Origin of the sequence: Nonomuraea sp. NPDC052129 (genome assembly GCF_040680095.1) — a bacterium.
GTDB lineage: Bacteria > Actinomycetota > Actinomycetes > Streptosporangiales > Streptosporangiaceae > Nonomuraea.
On sequence record NZ_JBFAVX010000047.1, the window covers coordinates 18,100 to 37,610 of the forward strand.

18 protein-coding genes are annotated in these 19,511 nt (G+C 69.3%); 11 read left to right on the plus strand and 7 right to left on the minus strand.

Going from position 1 to position 19,511, the window contains the following annotated elements:
• Positions 1–162 precede the first annotated feature (162 nt).
• Together AB0L53_RS53925 and AB0L53_RS53930 are read left to right on the plus strand one after the other, a co-directional pair.
• Entirely contained in the window at positions 163–723 is a 561-nt protein-coding gene (locus AB0L53_RS53925; RefSeq protein ID WP_364013127.1) for an RNA polymerase sigma factor, read from the plus strand.
• Complete coding sequence (locus AB0L53_RS53930) at positions 720–1,460, plus strand: methylated-DNA--[protein]-cysteine S-methyltransferase (RefSeq protein ID WP_364013130.1); 741 nt, start codon at positions 720–722, stop codon at positions 1,458–1,460. Before AB0L53_RS53925 ends, AB0L53_RS53930 begins: the two co-directional genes overlap by 4 nt.
• A 108-nt stretch (positions 1,461–1,568) precedes the next feature.
• Here AB0L53_RS53930 and AB0L53_RS53935 read toward each other — a convergent pair whose 3' ends face one another.
• Entirely contained in the window at positions 1,569–2,123 is a 555-nt protein-coding gene (locus tag AB0L53_RS53935) for an XRE family transcriptional regulator (protein WP_364013133.1), read from the minus strand.
• Positions 2,124–2,266: 143 nt separating this feature from the next.
• Here AB0L53_RS53935 and AB0L53_RS53940 point away from each other — a divergent pair, with 143 nt between their 5' ends.
• Positions 2,267–3,607, plus strand: a complete 1,341-nt coding sequence (locus tag AB0L53_RS53940; protein WP_364013136.1) for a hypothetical protein — start codon at positions 2,267–2,269, stop codon at positions 3,605–3,607.
• Here the strand turns inward: AB0L53_RS53940 and AB0L53_RS53945 are convergent.
• The 3 genes from AB0L53_RS53945 to AB0L53_RS53955 form a co-directional block, all read right to left on the minus strand.
• Entirely contained in the window at positions 3,597–4,325 is a 729-nt protein-coding gene (locus tag AB0L53_RS53945; protein WP_364013139.1) for a hypothetical protein, read from the minus strand. The two genes, AB0L53_RS53940 and AB0L53_RS53945, sit on opposite strands and share 11 nt — an antisense overlap.
• A gap of 194 nt (positions 4,326–4,519) precedes the next feature.
• Positions 4,520–5,149, minus strand: a complete 630-nt coding sequence (locus AB0L53_RS53950; RefSeq protein WP_364013142.1) for a hypothetical protein — start codon at positions 5,147–5,149, stop codon at positions 4,520–4,522.
• Positions 5,146–5,853 carry a hypothetical protein gene (locus AB0L53_RS53955; RefSeq protein WP_364013145.1) on the minus strand — a complete coding sequence of 236 codons (708 nt, stop codon included), beginning with the start codon at positions 5,851–5,853 and terminating at the stop codon, positions 5,146–5,148. The genes AB0L53_RS53950 and AB0L53_RS53955 overlap by 4 nt, the downstream gene beginning before the upstream one ends.
• A gap of 163 nt (positions 5,854–6,016) precedes the next feature.
• Here AB0L53_RS53955 and AB0L53_RS53960 point away from each other — a divergent pair, with 163 nt between their 5' ends.
• The 5 genes from AB0L53_RS53960 to AB0L53_RS53980 all read left to right on the plus strand — a co-directional run bounded on the left by AB0L53_RS53960 (position 6,017) and on the right by AB0L53_RS53980 (position 12,859).
• Positions 6,017–7,954, plus strand: coding sequence for a hypothetical protein (locus tag AB0L53_RS53960; RefSeq protein ID WP_364013148.1), 1,938 nt, complete (start codon positions 6,017–6,019; stop codon positions 7,952–7,954).
• A 70-nt stretch (positions 7,955–8,024) separates the two neighbouring features.
• The gene (locus tag AB0L53_RS53965) at positions 8,025–10,988 is read left to right on the plus strand and encodes an ATP-binding protein (protein WP_364013151.1); all 2,964 of its coding nucleotides are present in this window, start codon (positions 8,025–8,027) and stop codon (positions 10,986–10,988) included.
• A gap of 312 nt (positions 10,989–11,300) precedes the next feature.
• Positions 11,301–11,867, plus strand: a complete 567-nt coding sequence (locus AB0L53_RS53970; protein WP_364013154.1) for a hypothetical protein — start codon at positions 11,301–11,303, stop codon at positions 11,865–11,867.
• Between the two features lie 136 nt (positions 11,868–12,003).
• Entirely contained in the window at positions 12,004–12,219 is a 216-nt protein-coding gene (locus AB0L53_RS53975) for a hypothetical protein (protein ID WP_364013157.1), read from the plus strand.
• Between the two features lie 319 nt (positions 12,220–12,538).
• The gene (locus tag AB0L53_RS53980; protein WP_364013159.1) at positions 12,539–12,859 is read left to right on the plus strand and encodes a hypothetical protein; all 321 of its coding nucleotides are present in this window, start codon (positions 12,539–12,541) and stop codon (positions 12,857–12,859) included.
• A 464-nt stretch (positions 12,860–13,323) separates the two neighbouring features.
• Here the strand turns inward: AB0L53_RS53980 and AB0L53_RS53985 are convergent, their stop codons facing one another.
• Positions 13,324–13,617: a hypothetical protein gene (locus tag AB0L53_RS53985; RefSeq protein ID WP_364013161.1), complete on the minus strand. Its 294-nt coding sequence runs from the start codon at positions 13,615–13,617 to the stop codon at positions 13,324–13,326.
• 873 nt (positions 13,618–14,490) lie between these two features.
• Here AB0L53_RS53985 and AB0L53_RS53990 point away from each other — a divergent pair.
• From AB0L53_RS53990 to AB0L53_RS54000, 3 genes are read left to right on the plus strand one after another with little or no spacing between them, the layout of a single operon-like run.
• Positions 14,491–15,432 carry an ATP-binding cassette domain-containing protein gene (locus tag AB0L53_RS53990; protein ID WP_364013164.1) on the plus strand — a complete coding sequence of 314 codons (942 nt, stop codon included), beginning with the start codon at positions 14,491–14,493 and terminating at the stop codon, positions 15,430–15,432.
• A gap of 55 nt (positions 15,433–15,487) precedes the next feature.
• A complete protein-coding gene (locus AB0L53_RS53995; protein WP_364013167.1) occupies positions 15,488–16,312 on the plus strand; it encodes an ABC transporter permease in 825 nt (274 codons plus the stop codon).
• A 47-nt stretch (positions 16,313–16,359) separates the two neighbouring features.
• Positions 16,360–17,487 carry a serine hydrolase domain-containing protein gene (locus tag AB0L53_RS54000; RefSeq protein WP_364013170.1) on the plus strand — a complete coding sequence of 376 codons (1,128 nt, stop codon included), beginning with the start codon at positions 16,360–16,362 and terminating at the stop codon, positions 17,485–17,487.
• 269 nt (positions 17,488–17,756) lie between these two features.
• Here the strand turns inward: AB0L53_RS54000 and AB0L53_RS54005 are convergent, their stop codons facing one another.
• Positions 17,757–18,701 carry a CU044_5270 family protein gene (locus AB0L53_RS54005; protein ID WP_364013173.1) on the minus strand — a complete coding sequence of 315 codons (945 nt, stop codon included), beginning with the start codon at positions 18,699–18,701 and terminating at the stop codon, positions 17,757–17,759.
• On the minus strand, positions 18,701–19,264 hold the full coding sequence (locus AB0L53_RS54010) for an RNA polymerase sigma factor (protein WP_364013176.1): 564 nt from the start codon (positions 19,262–19,264) through the stop codon (positions 18,701–18,703). Before AB0L53_RS54010 ends, AB0L53_RS54005 begins: the two co-directional genes overlap by 1 nt.
• Between the last annotated feature and the right edge of the window lie 247 nt (positions 19,265–19,511).

Genomic DNA, 19,511 nt, shown 5'->3' on the forward strand with positions numbered 1-19,511 from the left:
TCTGTTACGGCAAGCCCGGCAGGCCGCCACGCGCCGCACAGGGCCGGTGGCCTCCAGGAATACGGCCTCTGACCCGCACGGGGCCGGGCGCCGTGACGAGACGGTGAGACCATGGCCGGTCAAGGGTGCAACGGATTACGGGCCGGCGGTGTTGTACCTGGTGTGAGTGACATCGACTGCCTCGACCCGGTGCGAAAGGCGCTGCTCGACGACCTCGACGGAGGGTTCGCCGAGCTGTTCGGCGCGTATCGCGGCGTGGTCTTCTCGACCGCCCTGCGGCTGAGCGGGCGGTGGGCCGATGCCGAGGACCTCACCGCTGAGACGTTCCTGCGTGCCTACCGTGCCGTCGCCGGCTATGACCGAGAACGGATCGCCGCCCTGCAACCGCGGGCCTGGCTCCTGACGATCCTGCTGAACATCTGGCGCAACTGCGCCCGTACCAAGTCCCGGAAGCCTCCCCCCGATCTGCGCGAGGAGCCGGTCGATACCGTTGATCCACGCGAGAGTGTCGAGGACGCGGCGGTGCGGCACGAGACCGGTGACGAACTCGCCGAAATGCTCGGCATGCTGCCGGAGGATCAGCGGGTGGCCGTTGTGCTCAGGCATGTCGTCGATCTACCGGTCAGTGAGATCGCCACAGTCCTCAGGATTCCGCAGGGCACGGTCAAATCGCATGTGTCACGGGGTCTGCAGCGACTGCGCACACTTGGAGGTGCCCGATGACCCAGGACCCGCTGCTCGCCGGACTCGCGGCGCTCGCCACGGACGCGCCCGACGGGCTGCTCGAGCGGATCGCCGCGCGCTGGGTGACGGCGCCGAGCCCGCTCGGGGAGCTGTCCGTCGCGTTCACCGGCCAGGGCATCGCCTACGTTCATCAGGGCGACGGGTTCGCCGCCGCCTTCAGAGCGCGGGCCGGACGTCCGCTGCTGCCCGCCGACCGGCCGCCCGCCGGACTGCTGCCCGCGCTGCGCACCGGCCGCTCCTCGGGGGTCGCGCTCGACCTGCGGGGGCTGAGCGACTTCCAGCGCGACGTCCTGCTGGCCGCCCGGACGATCCCCAGGGGCGAGGTACGGCCCTACGCCTGGATCGCGGCCCAGGTCGGCAGGCCCAAGGCGGTACGCGCGGTGGGCGCGGCGCTGGGCGCGAACCCGGTGCCGCTGCTCGTCCCGTGCCACCGGGTGACCAGGTCAGACGGGGTGGCGGGCGACTACGTGTTCGGGGCGGCGGCCAAGGAGCGGCTGCTGGTGGCCGAGGGCGTGGATCTGGACGCGGTGCGGCGGCTGGCGCGGGCGCGGGTGTTCTACCTGGCCAGCGACACCACCGGCGTGGTGTGCTTCCCGACCTGCCACAACGCCCGGCGCATCACCGCCGCGCACCGGCACGGCTTCCGCAGCATCGCCCAGGCCCAGGAGGCCGGTTACCGGCCCTGCCGCACCTGCCGGCCCGCCCTGGCCGCCTGAGGCGCCCGTCCTGGGCGCGTCCTGGGGGCGCGTCCTGAGCGCCCGTCAGTTACGGCTGTCCGGTCAGCGTCCGTCAGGTACGGGTGTCCGGTCGGATGCGGGTGCCCGTCAGGTCTTGGTGTCCGTCGGGTAGCGCATCAGCAGTGAGGCTCTGACCTCGTCCGGGGGGACCGCACGGTAGCCGTGCGGGACGTCCGAGCGCCACGAGATGTGGTGGCCGGGGCCCGCCGTCAGCGGCGCGTCCATCGGCCCCGCGACCAGGGTGCCCGCGTAAACCGTGAGGTGCTCGGTCACCCCTTCGAGATGCGCGGCGGAGGTCTGGGTGATGCCGGGCGGGATGCGCAGCCGATAGAACTCATAGGTCACCCGCTCGTCCTCGAACACCTCCAGCAGCGCGGCCTCGATCGCCGTGCCATGCACGACCTGCGGCGATGGCGGGGTGTCGAGTATCGCGCCGATCGGCACGCCGAGCTGCGCGGTGATGGCCCAGAGCATCTCCGCCGTCGCCTTGGCCAGGCCGGTCTCCACTTCGAGCAGCGTTGTCCTGTCGATGTCGGCGCGCCTGGCCAGTTCGGACAGCGAGACGCCCGCCGCCTGGCGCAGCAGTCGCACTCGTCGCCCGACGATGACCGGATCTGTGTCCAGCGCGGGCCGTGCCTCCATGTCGCCATGTTCCCCCACATCTCGCCGGATTGCGCCGGGCGCTCTGGTCTGTTGTGGGTATCTCCCTTCAGGTTCGCCATGAATGCGCGGCGATCATCACGCCTGGTAGTCGCATGTCTCGACATGTCGGTAGGATCCCGTGGGTGTCCGCGATGTCAGGAGTGATGGCCCCGTCCCGGCCCGTGTCCGCACCGGGACCGATGCCGTCGCCGTTCTCACTGCCCTTGCACGCGCTACGCATCGCCGGGAAGTGCGCGCTACCGCTGATCGCCTGGTTCTCGGCCGGTCAGGCAGTGCGCTTCGGGCTGCTCTACCTCGGCACGGAGATCTCTCATGGAGACGCTCGGCAGCTCCGCCTGGTCGCGACCATCGCGGTGCTGACGCTCATCGTCATGGCGTCGATGACGGTCACCGCGGGCATGCTGTGGTCGGTACGCGGCGCGCTCTGGGAGATCAACGCCCGGCGGGCGGGGGGTGAGGAGGACGAGCGCTACTGGGTCTCCATGAACCGCGTCGCCCCCGCCTTCGCGGTCATCTACCTGACCTGGGGGTTCCATGTCGAGGACGCCCGGGACTTCGTACAGACGGACTACCTGCACAACGTCGACGACTTCCTCGGCGACAGCTTCCTCGGCAGGAGCAGCACGGTCGGGCGGGGGCTCATCGACCTCGACTGGCGGATCTCGCTCGGCCTGATGGCCGTGGCGTTCCTGCTGCGCGCGCTGTTCAGCAAAATGGTGGAGCGGGGCGACGGGAAGGTCTCGGGGCTGGGCACCGCCCTGTCCGAGTTCGCCTTCGTGTTCTTCGGCCTGAACGCCACCTTCGTGCTGGCCAACGCGCGCTCCGACTGGGTCTCGCACCGCCTCGCCATCTCCGCCTCAGGCGAGCTGGTGACCCAGGCCGAGCAGAGCATCCCCGGCTGGGAGGCGTTCTGGGGAGCGGTCGGTGAAATCTGGCCGTACATCGTGGACGGTGTCTTCATCCCGCTCACCTGGCTGACGGTGGCGGTGCTCGTCTTCGGTACGTACGCGGACGACGCCCGCACGATGCTCCGCGACACCCGCTTCGAGAAGGGGATCGACAAGCTCTACTCGACCCACTCGATCACGCAGAAGTCGGTCGAGCGGATCACCGGCGGCTTCCAGGAACGCTGGGTCCCCCTGGCCAACTCCTTCAGGCAGACGCTGACGGGCGGCGTTGCGCTGTTCGGGATGATGTGCCTGTGCTACGTGTCGCTGCACGTCGGCGCGGAGTACGCGATGCGCGGCGTGCGGACGCTGATCGGGTCGAAGGTGGAGTGGCTCTGGATGCTCGTCGGCACTCCCGTCGATTTCGTCAAGAACCTGCTCGTCACGGTCTTGACCATGGCCCTGCTGGCCGCCGCGTTCGACATCGCTGCCACGCGGGGCCGCCGGACGGCGCCGGCGCCCGAAGCGCCGGAACCGCCCGCCGTACGAGATGGCCGGACGGGCGTCAGCGCTTGAAGCGCAGCACGTCCAGCTCCGGTTCCGTCTTCGCGGTCATGAGCTGGGCCGTGGGGATGTCCGAGCGGTAGTTGCTCGGCGTGAGCAGCAGCTCGACCTCGGCCGCCTGCGCGGGCGGCACGCGGGCGTAGGCCGTCATCTGGTACGACTCGCCGATCTCCATCTTCTCGGCCGGTGTCGTGTCGTTACCGACCAGGGCCACCCACGTACGGCCCTGTCGATCCGTCACGAACAGGTCCTTGGGCTTGGCCGTCTTGACCGCTCCGTCCGCGTCGACGGCCGACCGGGTGATGTCGATCTTGATGTAGGCCGATCCCGGCTGGGGCTTGCTGCCGGGGACCTGCGGCACGGTCTCCATCGTGGACTTCCAGCTGACGTGCTTGACCGTGACGGACTGCCCCGCCGGTACGACCTGCTCCTGCTTCGCCGGAAGCTGCCCAGACCTGACCAGATAGACGTGATAGCGGTCGTACGTCGTCGCCCCGACCGCCACGACCAGCGCGGCCACGGCTCCAAGCGCCGTCAGCACGGGCCGGCGGCGGCGCGGCGGCGGCGGAGTCACGGCGACCGGCACCTCGGCGGCGACCGGAACCGCCGGTTCCTCGGGAGGGGGCGGGACGACGGGAAGGGGTGGGACGACGGGGAGGGGCGGGACGGACGGCCGGGGAAGTGGCCCGGCGCTGGGGATGGCCGGGATCGGCTGGGTGGAGGTGTCCACCGAGGGTTCCGTCCGCTTGGGCGGCCACACCTGCTGATCGGGAGGGACCACCCGCGTCGCGGCAGAACGGCGCCGCCGCGGCCTCGGCCTCTGAGATCGAGGTTGCGGCTGGGACGGAGGCGGCGCCTGGGGCTGGGGCTGGTCCGTGTTCTGGCCGGCCGGAGGGGAGAACCAGCCGCGGTCGTCTGTGCTCATCAGCTCTTCTTCAGGATGTAGACGTCGCTGGGCGCGGACTTGAGCTGGGCCGCCGCCGGGCCGTCGAGGCCCAGATCGACCTCGGCCTCCGGCTCGAACGGCTCGACCAGTGCCGATCCGGGCAGCTTGAACACGACCCGCGCGCCTTCGAGCGCCGAAGCGGGGATCTCGAAGACGAAGTTGCCGCTGACCCAGAAGCCCGGCTGTACCCAGGGGTTGGCCAGCGTCTCGGATGCCTCGATCTTGTCCGTGGCGTCGTAGCTGACGCCGTCCGAGGTCAGCAGCGCGGGGGTGCCCAGGTGTATGGGCTTGGTGGCGGAGGTCGCGGACGCCTGGACGATCAGGAAGAGCTGCTCGGTCTCCACCTTCCCGCTCGCGCCCTGAACGGCCCGCGCCACGGCGACCGAGTTGACGCGGACCGCGAATCGGCCCGTGTTCACCTCCTGGCCCTTCGCGCCGACGGTGGTGATGGGGGCGTCCATCTCGTTCGGGGTCAGGTTGCGCGTCTGGAGGCCGACGGCGCCGCCCAGCAGCACCAGGCCGACGAGGGCGCCGAGCACACGGGAGCCACCCTGCCGGCGGGCGCGGGAGCGGCGGCCGGGCGGGCGGCGGGACGCGGTGGCGGTCATGTCGCCTCCGCGCCGTGCACCGGGAGCGTCACCTGGGCCTGGACGACGGGACGCCGTCCGTTGCCGGGCACTCCCGAGCCGGGCACTCCCGAGCCGGACCCTTCTGAGTCGGTCTCTTCGGAGATCAGGCTCCAGTGGAAGGACGGGTCGTTGAAGCCCGGCTCGTATTCGAAGCCCGCCACGTCCAGCGTCACCTTCTGCGGCGGCTTGGCCGCGCCGTCCAGGTCGTAGCGGAGGACGACCGTGGTCGGGACGCCCGGCTGAAGCTGGCCGCTCTGCGCGTTCTTCGACAGGCTGTAGATCGTCGGCACACCCTTCGCCTGAACCTGCGGGGTCACCTTGACCAGCGACCCGGCGAAGCTCGTCGCCGAGATCGAGCCCTCCGGCTTGCTAGGCGGAAGGCCGACCATGGCCGTGGCCTTGCCCTGGTTCGTCACCTTGAAGGTCAGCTCCACGAAGCGTTTGTCGGTATCCCAGTCGGCCTTGGCCTTCTGCGTGGCCAGCTTGGCCGTCACGAACTGCGTACTGAACTGCCCCTGGTCGAGCACCGCCCCCTCCCCGTATTGGGGCGGCGCCGGATCGGGAACCTCGGCGAAACCGCCGAGCAGGGCGGTGATGCCGAGGGCGGTGACTGCCACCAGGGCCACTGCCGGCACCACTACCGGGCGTTTGGGCTTGTTGCTGCCGCCGGAGGGTTCCGTCATGGGTAAGGATGGTAATAGGTCACGCTTGCCCCATCTGCCGCTAGCCTCCCATCTGGCTGGTCTAATTGCCGAGAACCCTGCCGCAGCAGGGGGTCTAGCTCATACGCTGTCACGGAGCGGAGGGTCAGCCCCCACTAACGACATATCGCGGCCGGAGGGTCACGTGGCGGACGTGCATCCCGAGCATGCGCAGCTCCAGGCGGACCGCATCTACCTGGGCTGGCAGTACATCCTGCTGCACCCCGATCCGGGACCGCCGCCCAAGCGCCCCTCGCCCGGCGAAGGGGAGGCTGCCTCCGCGGCGGTCGACCAGGAGTTGCTGCGCCGCGAACGCTTCCAGCAAGACCTGCTCAACCGGCCCGTGCGGGTGTTCAGGGTGTTCATGGTCATCCTCACCGTGCTGATACTCGGGCTGGCCGTCGCCGGTTATCTGCAGTGGTCGTTCGCGCTGCTGGGTCTGGTCGCGGCCGGCGGCGTGGCGATCATCTGCAGCTACGCGCTCGTACAGGGTGACCGGGCGGTCCGCTACCGGGTGAGCGAGCAGCAGGCCCGCGACGACCGGCAGCGACGGGAACGTGACAAAGAGCTGTTCCGCGCGCAGGAGGAGCACGCCCAGCGCTACCGCGAGTGGCAGGAGGTCAAGGAACGCCACGACCGCCAGCTGACCTGGTACGCCGTCGCCGTCCCCGACGAGATCGACCGCATCGACGTGGCGGGCGGCACGCTGCCCGGCTGGTCGGCGCTGATCACCCTGCTCGGCGCCACCCGCCTCTACAGTGGCGGCCACCTCACCGTGCTCGACCTGTCCGAGGGCGCGATCGCCAAGGACCTGATCGAGCTGGCCCGCCGGGGTGGCGACGACCCGCTGGTCTGGGTGCTGCCGACGGACCTGCCCCGGCTGGACTTGGGCGCGACGCTGAAGCCCGAGGCGTTCGCCGACGTGCTCGCCCACGTGGTCAGCGTGAGCGAGGAGCACCGCACCACGCGCGACCTCAGCTTCGACAACGCGATCCTGGAGCGGGTGCTGGAGGTGCTCGGCGAGAACGCCACGATCAACCAGGTCACCGCCGCGCTGCGGGCACTCGCCCAGGTCGGCGACCCGCGCGACGACCTGAGGTTCGGGCTGATCACGGCGTCGCAGCTCGAACGGATCGGCACGCTGTTCGGGCGGGGTGTCAGCGACCGCGTGGTGATAGAGCGGGCCTGGGCGCTGGAGTCCCAGCTGCGCAAGCTGGAGACGCTCGGTACGGAGGCCGTACGGCTGCCGCCGGCCAGGTTGCGGGTGGTGAGCATGGACCGGCAGGCCGGGGTGTTCGGCAACCGGGTGCTCGGCACCTACGTGGCCACCGCGCTCACCCACATCCTGCGCCAATCGCCCGCCGCCGACCGGCCCTGGTATCACACGATCATCGTGGCGGGGGCCGACAAGCTCCGTGGCGACGTGCTGGACCGGCTCATGGACGCCTGTGAGACGTCCAGGACCGGCCTGGTGCTGACGTACCGGAGTCTGACCCCGACCGTGCGGGAACGGCTCGGCAGGGGCCACGCGGCGGTGGCGTTCATGCGGCTCGGCAATGCCGAGGACGCCCGGGTGGCCAGTGAGCACGTCGGCACCGAGCACCGGCTGGAGCTGGCCCAGCTCACCGAGACGATCAGCGACTCGATCCCCGGCCTCGACGGCGGCTACACCTCCACGATCTCCCAGGTCGAGGATGCCACGGAGGAGCGTGACGACAACCGTACGGACCTCGCGGAGGACCTCGTGGAGTCGACGGAGTGGGGCAGGACGGCCGACAAGATCTCCGAGAAGGAGCGGGTGCTGCAGCGCTCGCGCGAGTTCCTCGTCGAGCCGCACCAGCTTCAGCAGCTGCCCACGACGTCCGTGATCGTCACCGACGCGACAGCGCAGGGCCGCCGGGTCCGCCTGGCCGACGCGAACCCGGCCATCCTCACATTTCCCAAGACCACGCTCGGCGAGCTGGACGACGTCCGCGAGGCCGTACTCGCGATCGACGGCAAGGGCGGAGACGGCGACGGAGAGCCGCCTCCGAACCTCGGCCCGCCGCCGCCACGCCTGGACTGGCGCAAGGACAGGCAATGACATGGTCAATGTCAACGTGGCGCGCTGACGGTAGGCGGATTTTACTAGCAACCGTCTGTGGGGGAATGAAATGCAGTCGAGTGTCTCGCTGAGCGGGCCCTGGTACCGAATCCAGTCGATCGCGGCACCCTCGCGAAGCTCGTCGGCGGAGTGGGACTTCGTCACCGTGCTGCCCGCCGTGCTGTCCGCCGCCCAACGTGACCGGCCGTTCGTCATCGGGTGGCTCTCCCGTGGCTCCGGGGCGCCGCTCGAACTCATCACCAACGCCGGGCCGCTGTCGCCCCCGCGCCAGCCGCGCCGCGCCACCGACGCACCGGGGGCGCCGGCCGGGCCGCAGCCGCTGCTGTTCCCCGGCGGGGCGCGCGGGGTGCAGCTCGACGAGGAATACCTGGCCGACCTCGCCGACCTGGTGTGGACGCCGTGCCCGGGACGGCAGGCGCCACCGCTGGGCGGCCGGCGCGAGTTCGGCGGGCTCGAACCCGACGAGCTGAAGCGGCCGACGCTGTTCGAGGCGACGCTGGTCACGCTCATGTCGAGGCCGTTCGCGTGGCTGGTGGTGGCCGAGCCGACCGACCTGCTCGACGCCGAGGTCGCGCACCTGCGTACCCAGCTCAACGTGCTCAGGCAGTACGGCGACGCCTCCGAGCGCAGCAGGTTCGACGCCGAGCGGGCCGAACGCCGCATGCAGGAGCTCGACGCCTTCCGCGAGGCGGGGCTCTGGAACGTACGCGTGCTCGCCGGCGGCGCCACGGCCGAGGAGCTCCGGCAGATCGCGCCGGTCCTGGTCGGCTCCGTCGAGATGAGCCACCACCCCTACCGGCTGCGCAGCGCCCAGGGCGCCGTCTACGGCCTGTCGGAGGCGCTCGCCCTGACGATGCAGGACCCCGCCGACGGCGCCGCCGCGCCCTTCGCCGCGACCGCTGGGGCCCTCGCGGCGCTGGCCGGGCTGCCCAGGCGCGAGGTGCCGGGCGTACGGGTGCTCGACTCCGGGTTCTTCGACGTGACCTCCGAGGCCGAGGAGGGCGAGCTGGACCTGGGGGAGATCCTCGACGGGCAGGACCGGTGCGTCGGCTCGTTCCGGGTGCCGCTGAGCACGCTCAACCGGCACGCCTTCGTCACCGGCGCCACCGGCTCGGGCAAGTCGCAGACGGTCAGGCACCTGCTGGAGCAGCTCAGCAGGGCCGGCATCCCATGGCTGGCGATCGAGCCTGCCAAGTCCGAGTACGCCGCCATGGCCGGCCGCATCGAGCCCAGCACGGTCACTGTGATCAACCCGTCGGCGCCCGCGGGTGTGCCCTTCAGCATCAACCCGCTGGAACCCGAGCCCGGCTACCCGGTCCAGGCTCACATCGACATGGTCAGGGCGCTGTTCATGGCGGCCTTCGACGCCGAGGAGCCGTTCCCGCAGATCATGTCGCTGGCCCTGCAGCGCGTCTACGAGGCCACTGGCTGGGACGTGGTCACCGGCGGCGCCGTACCGGGCTCCAAGGTGCCGCCCAGCGTGCCGACCCTCGAACTGCTCCAGCAGCACGCCATGGACGTGATCAGGGAGATCGGCTACGGCCGCGAGGTCCAGGCCGACGTGGAGGGCTTCATCTCGCTGCGGCTGCGTTCGCTCCGCGTCGGCTCGGCCGGCCGCTTCTTCGAGGGCGGCCACCCGGCCGACATCGGCGGCCTGCTGGAACGCAACGTGGTGCTGGCGATCGAGGACGTGGCGAACGACGAGGACAAGGCGTTCCTGATGGGCACGCTGATCATCCGCATCGTCGAGCACCTGCGGATGCGGGCCCGGCAGGAGAAGTCCACCGGCCTGCGCCACGTCATCGTCATCGAGGAGGCCCACCGGCTGCTGCGCGACCGCGGCACCGGCCGCGCCTCCACCCACGCGGTCGAACTGCTGGCCGGCATGCTCGCCGAGATCCGGGCGTACGGCGAGGGCATCGTGGTGGCCGAGCAGATCCCCACCAAGCTCGTCACCGACGTGGTCAAGAACACCGCGCTGAAGGTCGTCCACCGGCTCCCCGCCGAGGACGACCGGCAACTCGTCGGCGGGGCCATGAACCTCAGCGAGGAACAGTCCCGCCACGTCGTCTCCCTGCAACCAGGCTCCGCCGCGGTGTTCGCCGACGGGATGGACCGCCCACTGCGCGTCCGGGTGCCGCTCGGCGAGTCCCGCGAGAAGCTGCTGGCCAGCCCGGCCCCGCCGATCCGGGGCCGAAGATCGGCGGCCTGCGGCAGCCAGTGCCGCACCGGCCAGGCGTGCACCCTGGTCGAACTCCGCGAGGCCGACGTCCTCGCCGACGCGCCCGACTGGGCCTGGCTGCGCATCTGGTGCGACACGGTCGTCCTGGCCTTCGTGAGCAACCGACCGCTGCCCGGCGTACCCCGCGCGTTGACGGCCGCCTGGTCCGAGCTCCCGGCCAGGCGCCGGGAGTGCCTGCTGGCCACTCTGATCGAACGCTCGGTGCAGCGCCGGGCCTGGTCGCTGCGCAGCTGGTTCGACCCGGCCCTGCTCACCGAGAAGGCCGCCGAGACGGCCACCCGCCTCCTCGCCGCCGTGGACAGCGGCGGCGAACGCCCCGGCGCCTCGTGGGTCATCCCGCAGGTGCGCTGGCTGCACGAGGTCGACAGACTCTTCCCGTACGGCCAGCCGGCCCCGAACCTCCGCAGCCCGGCACCGCCGATGGAGTACGCCCTGTTCCGCAACGCGCCCAACGGCAGCTCGGCCGAACTCCTGCAATCGGAACTACTCGGCCACCGCGCCAAGGCACTGCGCCACCACCCACTGTCGATGGAGGTCGACCACAACAGGGCGCTGGCCTGGCGGGTCATTCTGGGCGACGACGAGAGCGAGGGCGTCCAGCGCGACATCAGCACGGTCGCGATCGGCGTCGACCCGTCGTCCCGGTTGCGGCACGTGGGGCAGACGATGGGGGCGGGCTGGTTGGAGGGGGTGCTGTCTTGGCCGCGCCGGTTCGTGCTGCCGTTCGACCGGGACGGCGCCCCGGAGCTCTCTTTCGCCGAGCCGGCCTGAGCTTTACAAAGGGCTCGCAGTCGGCGCTTCGCGCATTGGAAGCTCGGCGTTCTTTTTTAGGCGCTCGTCGCGCACTGCAAGGGCTCGCCGATCAGGCGCTTCGCGCCGATGGGGCTTCGGCGTGCTCCCCGGGGCCTTCGGCCCCTCCTATGCGAGGGCAAGCCCTCGCGCTCCCACGCTTCGCCACGGCCAGACCATGGGCGCTAGCGTGCGACGTGTGCTGGCTGGGTTCGTCGACTGTGGGTGTTGTAATTATCCGGCTACTATGTGTGACTAGCCATGGACGTGGCCAGTCAGGCACCGGAGCCCCCCATGCGACAGATCCGCACAACCTTCGCCGCCCTCACCGGCACACTCTTCATCCTGGCCATCGCCGGAGTCTCACAAGCGACCGCCACCCACGCGGCGGAGATCGTCATCATCGACGGCTACACCAAGACGGTGAGGGAATCGGCCCGCATCCCCGTCGCCTGCCCGACCGATCAGGTCCTGCTCGGCCGCGCCCACTTCGGGGACGAGAACGGCGAGACCACCTACTACTGCGGCCTGATCGTCATTGACGGGCAACGCGTCAAGGTCGGCGCACCGTCCTGGAGCGACGCCCAGCGAGAGAGCAACTCGTTCTTCGCGGCTCCGCAGAATGGGGTCCTGGTCGGCCGGCAGCATTCCGGCGACGAGAAGGGGCCCACGCGCTACGCCACCGCCTCCCTCAGCGCGTGGGGGCGGACCGTCGAACTGACCTCCTACCGCTGGACCCCCGGGCAGAGAGAAAGCAGCAGCCACTCCAAGGCGGGCGACTACGAAGTCATGGTCGGCCGCCAGCACTCCGGAGACGAAAACGGCCAGACCGGCTACCAATACGCCAGGATCGCCGACTAGACCTCGGCGACTGTCGGGCCGCCTCCGATCGTCCCTGGCGGCCCACCACCTCCAGCGCGTGGGGCGGCGAGACAGCACCCCGAGTGGCCACCCGGCAGACATAGGCAACCTCTGAAGCGAAGGAGGAGGGCAAGCGATGAGCATCGGACGCAATTGGCGTGAGGTCAAGGCGGAAGCGCACCGGTTGTATCCCGAACTGGCTGACCCGCAGCGGCGAGCTGCCGCCGATGCGCAGCTGGATGCCTACGTCGCCGGTCATCATCTGAAAGAACTGCGCGAGTCTCGCGCTGAATCTCCTCACGCTGATCCCGGCGCGAACTCCCCGATGGTGCTGATCATCGAACACCCATGATCAGCACCATCGGGATTTGGCGGCGCCATGCGTGCACCGCGCATGATCGTAATAACAGCCGTCGCGCTGGCGGCCGTCGGCTGTTCCGGCTCATCGGCTTGTAAGGGCGCTGTCCGGCGCTTCCCACTACTCGCCTGGCCTGGTCATTCCGGAGCGGAGCCGCCGCCGGAGCCATGATCAAAATTCGCTGCGTCTCCGCCAGCACAGGAGAACGCCCGATCGCCACGCAGGCGACCGGGCACTTCCTCTGAAGGCTGGACTATTTCAGGGCTTTTTTCCAGATTGGTGGGTGTACCTGAACGCGCCCGTATCCCGGCTGATGGCAGTCATCGACCTGGGTCCGGCATTCGTGGGAAGCCCGCAGGAGATCGCCGCGATCGCCGAGCAGGTGCGGCCCGGTAATGGGGCCAGCGTCCTGGAGTACGTCCAGGACTTGGAGCAGGCGTACGCGATTCCGATCCTGCAGGTGCGCGAGTTCGAGGGCCTGTCGGGGGAGGAGTTGCGCGAGCATCTCGGCTCGTGGCATCCGCCGCAGGGCTATCTGCGGCTGCACAACCCGGGAAACCTGGACATGTTGCGCATCTGCGAAAAGATCGCAGGTGGGGAGCCGATCCGGCAGATGACCGTGCACCATCCGTAAGCTGCCGCGCCGCGGGGGCGAGCGCTGGCCCCTGCCTCAGGCGGCGATCCCGGCGATGACCTGGTCGTGGGTGATGCGCGCGATACGGTCGCAGGATCTCGATCAGCGTCCGAGTGCCGGAGCATTTTATATACCATTTGGATGAAGTAGGTCCAGGACTGTCCGCAGCCGACGCCGCCAGCTAATACAGCTGGATACGGGTAATGACGCAGTGCGGCTCAGTTGCGTCTGCAAGGACGATGTACTCGGCCACGCCCAAGATCCCATTCTTGCCGAGTGGAACTCTGCGCTGTTGTGGCCACTGGGCAGAGGCGGTCTGTCCGGAGACGTCGCCTCTCGTCTCGTTGATTTCAACGGACAATGCGACGATTGCCGAGAACAACGTCGGGCTGATCTGAGGGTCCGCCAGGAGTTCCGCTACCCCGTCGGAGAAATGGCAGGGCCATCCCTCCTTTTCGGACTCACTAAAGGGACAGGCCCTGCTGCTCTCGGCGGTCAAGGATGACTGCGAGGGTGGTGACAGGCAAGGTGCCCTCCAGCGCGGCCTTGCGAATCTGATCGGCCTCAGGATCAGTGTCGAGCATCGCCTCACACCACCAACGGCGCAGGACCGCCTCGGCCTGGTCCAGCGGCGCCGTGCCGAGCTCACGGTAGAACTCCATCCGTCGACCGCCTTGGAGAGCTGCGGCGATCCCATCGACGGTACGCGGCACCCTGGGCTCGCCAGGAACGTGCGGGCGGAGGGGCTGAGCACTCATACCGTGAGGATAGCTGTTGGAGGGAGATCGCATTGGGAAGAGACGGGACGACTTCAGAACCCAAAGGAGTCTTCTCGTTGACTGAGGCCGCGCTGCCGGTTGATCGAGCTTGAGTACCCGGCCGTACTGCTCCTGCGGACGGTCGCCGAAGCCCAGTTTGTGGATTGCCGTCGGCAGCCGCACATGCGTCCCAGAGGCTGACCCGCAAATACGGGTCGTGTTCCAGCCATCCTTCGACGTCGGGGGGCTCGCTCGCCTGTCAGCCGCACGCGAGGTGGCAGCCCGCAATCCTCTCCTCTAGCTTCCTCGCCAGGTGTGAGTTCCCGGGTGATCAGGCCGGCGCCGATCAGCCGGCCCAGGCGCAACCCAAGAACCCGCCACCGGCCAAGAAGGGTTTCTGCCCGAAGCCGGGCCGATCACCCGCTCGCTGCTGCCCTCGCCCGAGAGCGTTGAGCGGATCGCCACGAACCCCTGCCTCGGCGTGAACGGCTTCCTCGGCCTCGTGCTCGATGCCAACAGGAGATGGTCGACAAGGTGGAATTGCGCAATTTCCGCGCGCGTCTACCGGATCTCCCTGACCAGCTGGGCCTGGCTCGCCCGCGGCGAAAGAGATTCTCGGCCTCGACATCACCGACCTGGTGCCGGCCGACAAACGCCCTGGTCGTCTCCAAGGGCGGTCCGATCGACTGGGTGCACTGACGCGTCTTGCCGCCGCCTCGGTGATCTGCGCGCGGTTGTAGGTCTGCTTCGGTCCGCGGGCCGGGCGCTCGGGCCGCATCCAGGTCATCGCTCAACCCCCTAGTTGCGTACACGGTACTCAGTAATTTACTCTGGGCATCGCAACTGCGTACGAAGTACCCAATGGAGGGGATCATGGATCCGATCGTGGTCGCCGAAGGGCTGCACAAGTCCTTCGGCGACACCCACGCACTGCGAGGCCTCGACCTGAGCGTCCCGAAAGGCACGGTCTGCGGCGTACTGGGGCCCAACGGCGCCGGGAAGACGACGGCGGTGCGCATCCTGGCGACCTTGTCCGATCCCGATGCCGGGCACGCCCGCATCGCCGGATACGACGTCGTCCGCGAGGCCGGCAAGGTGCGGGAGAAGATCGGGCTCGCGGGCCAGTACGCCGCCGTGGACGAGAAGCTCACCGGGCGCGGCAACCTGCGCATGTTCGGGCGCCTGTCCCACCTGTCCCGGCGCGAGGCGCACCGGCGGGCCGACGAGCTGCTCGAACGCTTCGGCCTGATGGACGCCGCCGATCGTCAGGTCGCCGGCTACTCCGGCGGTATGCGGCGCCGCCTCGACCTGATCACCAGCCTCATCCTGCGCCCCGAGGTGCTCTTCCTGGACGAGCCGACCACCGGCCTGGACCCGCGCAGCCGTGGCGAGATCTGGGACAGCGTCCGCGAGCTGGTGGCGGACGGCACCACGGTGCTGCTCACTACGCAGTACCTGGACGAGGCCGACCGGCTGGCCGACGACATCGCCGTCATCGACCACGGTCAGGTGATCGCCACGGGCACTCCCGACGAGCTGAAGGCCACCATCGGGGACCGCCTCGACGTCGTCGTCGAAAACCCCGCCGCACTGCGCCCGGCGGTGACCGCGCTGAACGCCCTGGCCGGGGCCGAACCCACGGTGACGGACGCCGACCGGCTCAGCGTCGCCCTGCCCGGCGGCGGGTTCCGGCTCGCCGACATCGTGCGCGAGCTCGACCGCGCCGGGGTCGCCGCGCTCGACGTGAGCCTGCGCCGCCCCACCCTCGATGAGGTGTTCCTGCGCCTCACCGACCGCAAGGAGACCGTCCGATGACCGCCCACACCAACCATCTGATGAGCGCCCAGACCAACCCGAAGAAGACCGTCCGATGACCGCCCTCACCCCGCCGATGGGCCGCCGCCTGCGCTGGACGTTCATCGACGGGCTCACCCTGGTCGGCCGCGAGCTGGGCCGGGTGCGCCAGGAGCCCGGCGAGATCGTCGGTGCGCTGCTCTTCCCGGCCATAGTGGTGGTGCTGTTCGGGTACGTGCTCGGCAGCGCGATCCAGGTGCCGGGCGGCGGTGACTACCGCGAATACCTCATGCCCGGCCTGTTCTCGATGGTGACCTTCACCGCCCTGCAAGGAGTCATGGCGCGCACGGCCGCCGACGCCTCCCGCGGCGTGATGGACCGCTTCCGCTCCATGCCGATGGCGCGGTTGGCGGTGCCGTTCGGGCAGACCGGCGCCGACTCCCTGATCGGCCTGCCACTCCTGGCCATCATGGTGGGCACCGGCCTGCTGGTGGGCTGGCAACCGCACCATGGCCTGATCCCCACGGCCGAGGCGTTCGGGCTGATGCTCCTGCTGCGGTACGCGCTGAGCTGGGTGGGCGTCTATGTGGGCCTGGTGGTGAAGAACGAACAGATCGTCGCCCAGGTGGTGGTGCCACTGTTCCTGCCGTTCACCATGCTGTCCAACTCGTTCGTCCCGACCGACGGCATGCCCGGGTGGCTGCGCTTCCTGGCCGACTGGAACCCGGTCAGCGCGCTCACCGCCGCCTCCCGTGAGCTGTTCGGCAACCCGGGCGCCCCCTCCGGCGACGTGGCCTGGCCGCTCGCGCATCCGGCGACCACCGTCCTGCTCTGGTCGGCCGTCCTGCTGGCGGTGTTCGTCCCGCTGTCGCTGCGCGCCTACATGCGCAGAGGGCGCTGAACACCGCCTGTTCTCTTCTGAATCGTTCTCCTCCGGAAGGCAGCAAAATGACCGACAACACCTACGAAAAGGTGCAGCAGATCCTGGACTCGGCTGTGGCCGAGGACGGCATTCCCGGCATCGTCGCCGAAGTCCATGACGCCGGCGGAACGTGGTTCGGCGCCGCGGGCGTGGCCGACCTCGCTACCGGACGGCGCCGTCAGCCCGGGGAATACCTGCACATCGGCAGCTCCGGCAAGGCCTTCACCGCCGCCACGGTGCTGGCCTTGGCGGCCGAAGGCAGGTTGAGCCTCGAGGATCCGGTGAACAAATGGCTGGCCGGTGTCATGGACGCGGGCGGCTACGACGGCAACAAGATCACCATCCGACAGCTGCTCAACCACACCAGCGGCCTGTTCCTCACCGGCCTCGCACCAGAACTACAGAGCAGCATCGTCACCCAGCCGGCCCGCGTCTGGACCACCTCCGACCTGCTGAAACTCGCGGTTTCCCAGCCGTCGGTCGGCGAGCCGGGCGAAAGCTTCGTCTACGCCAACGGCGGCTACTACCTGGCCGGCGCGATCATCGAGAAGGTCACCGGCAACAGCTACGCCGCCGAGGTCGAACGCACGGTCATCCGGCCGCTCGGCCTGACCGGCACCTACGTACGGCCCATCACCGACACCAGCTACCCGGACCCGCACCCCCAGGCATACGTCGCCAATACCCTCAAGGAGGGTGTCGACCCGGCATCGCTCACCCCGGAGGACTATGCCTCCCTGGAGGACTCAGGCCTGCCGCCCATCGACTGCACCGCGCTCAATACCTCATGGGGATGGGCGGCCGGCGGCATCGTCTCCACCACCGGCGATCTGAGCCGCTTCCTCAAGGCGATCGCGACCGGCAGCCTGCTACCACCGGCCCAGCACCATGAGATGTGGACCATGGTCTCCTCCGACAGCGTCGTCTGGCTGCCGCACGCCCGCTACGGCCTCGGCGTGATCGAGTTCGACAGCGCGGGGACCAACGGCCTGACTCTGCGAGGCGTGAGCGGCACCCTGCCCGGATCCTTCACCCTCGCGCTGAGCACCGACGACGGCCGGCAGAGCGTCGTCGTCCACACCAACATCGAGCCGAAGAACCTGGACATCCCCATCAAGATCATCAAAGCGATGTACGGCGTCACCCTCGGCTGACCGGATGGCCGGATTTGGGAGGCTGTCGTACTGCCCATACGAACACTTGGCAGCTAAGTGTTCGTATGGGCGAGAGCTGGTAACCCCGGGTAAGTGATTCCGGACGAGATCCGCCGGCAAGGATCGGGGTTCGGTGAAACCCACGTCCGCCCTCGTTCTAGTGTGCGAAGCAGGTCCTGCTGACCAGCGGAAACCGCCGGACTCTGCCACTACTGACCCCTGACACGCTGTACGCCGCCCAGGCACGATGGCACGACGCCAGATGCGGCTCATTTCTGGCCGGGGCCGTCCACCACCTTGGCCTCCAACAGGGCCGTCAGGGTAAGCGGTGTGCCGGCCTTGACGACGTAATTAGGGCCGTCGGTGTAGTCCGTGGTCCGGTCCTGCACGGTCACTCCGTATGTGCCGAGAAAGCGGAAATCGACGGGATCCAGAATGAGGTCGTAGCGGGTCCATCCGCCGGTGTAGCTGAACGCGACGCCCTGCCGGCCGTCGGCGTCCACGGCGTTCTGGTTGACGGTCACCCCGGGGATGGTGGTGAGGCCGCGGAACAGTGCCGCCCGCACCTCCGGCGGTAGCGCCTGGGTGCCCATGATCTGGTAGACGGCCTGGAACAGCCGCTCATCCATCGAGGGAGGCGCATCGGTTCCCGCCCACGTGATGTGCATGTCCGCCAGTTTCTGGCGGATCTTCGCGAGTAGCCCCTCGGGAGTGACTGGTTGGCGGGCCAACTCGTCCGCGCTCAGTCCCGGGTGGTTGCCCTGTACCAGCAGCTTGCCGTTGGGGAACAGAGACGCCGTCTGCAGGCCGTCCACGCTGTTCCACTCCTCCCGTACCTCGCGTCTGGACAGGTCGACGCCATAGCCGCCGTCCGCGGACTGCGGGGCCTGGAACTGCTTGATGTACAGCCACTGGCCGGGGTTCGGCGCCTGTCCGCGGTCGTCGTAGACGGCCTGAGCGGCCCGCTCGCCCAGTTCCCGCACGCTCACCACCGGAACCGCGCGCGGATGGTCATTCGCCACCACCACGCTGACGCCGACCGCCACGGCCAGCGCGCCCGCGAGCACCAGCCGTCGGCCGAGCCGCGGCCCGCGCCGAGGTTCACGGTGAGGCTCGTGCTCACGCGCCGCGGCCAGAAGCCGGGCTCGGGCGGCGCTCTCCGCCTGTGCCGTCATTGGCGGGGTGTCCCGCCGGAAGTCCTTGATTGTGCTCATCACAGCTCCTCATCTCCCAATACGGCCCGTGCCTTCTTCCTGGCCCGATGCAGCCGCGACCGTACGGTCCCAGGCGGGATGCCAAGCGCCTGGGCCACCTCCTCGTAGCTGAGGCCCTCCCACGCCACCAGCAGCAGCACGTCGCGGTCGCCGCGCGACAGCGACGCCAGCGCCCCCGCCAGCTCGCGCTCCTTGTCCCGCGCGGCGACCCGCCGCACCACAGCGTCGGCAATCGGTTCAGGTAAGGGATCCAGGCCGGTACGCGCCAGCGCTCGCAGCATCCGCTCCTCCTGCCGCCTGTGTCTGGCGACGAGCGTCGTGGCGATGCCGTACAGCCAGGGGCGTGCCAGCGGAAATGATGTGTCATACGAGCCGCGCCGCCGGAACGCGGCCAGGAATGTCTCGGCCACGATGTCGTCGGCGGCCTGCGTGCCGATGCGCCGCGCGGCGTACAGGTGGATCTGCCGTGCGTACCGGTCGAACAGCGCGGCGAACTGCTCCGGGTCACCGACAGATCGCCTGATCAGCTCGGCGTCGTCGATCTCGGCCGTCTCAACGGTCAACGGCCCTCCTTAAGGTCGGTCGGTCACCCTGCTGTCTCCCGCACCCCATGGCAAGGTTCTCGACCCGGCGGAGGAGTGACGGACATCACAGGCACGGCCCCAGTCGAGCAACTTCACAGATCTGGCTGCGTCGCGTGGACCTTGCCGCCGTCACCCGTCATCTCGTACAACGCGCGAGCCATCCCCACACCGTGCGCGTCCAGGGCCGGTGGGCGCCCGGAGGACGTGGAGGTATCGATCGATTTCG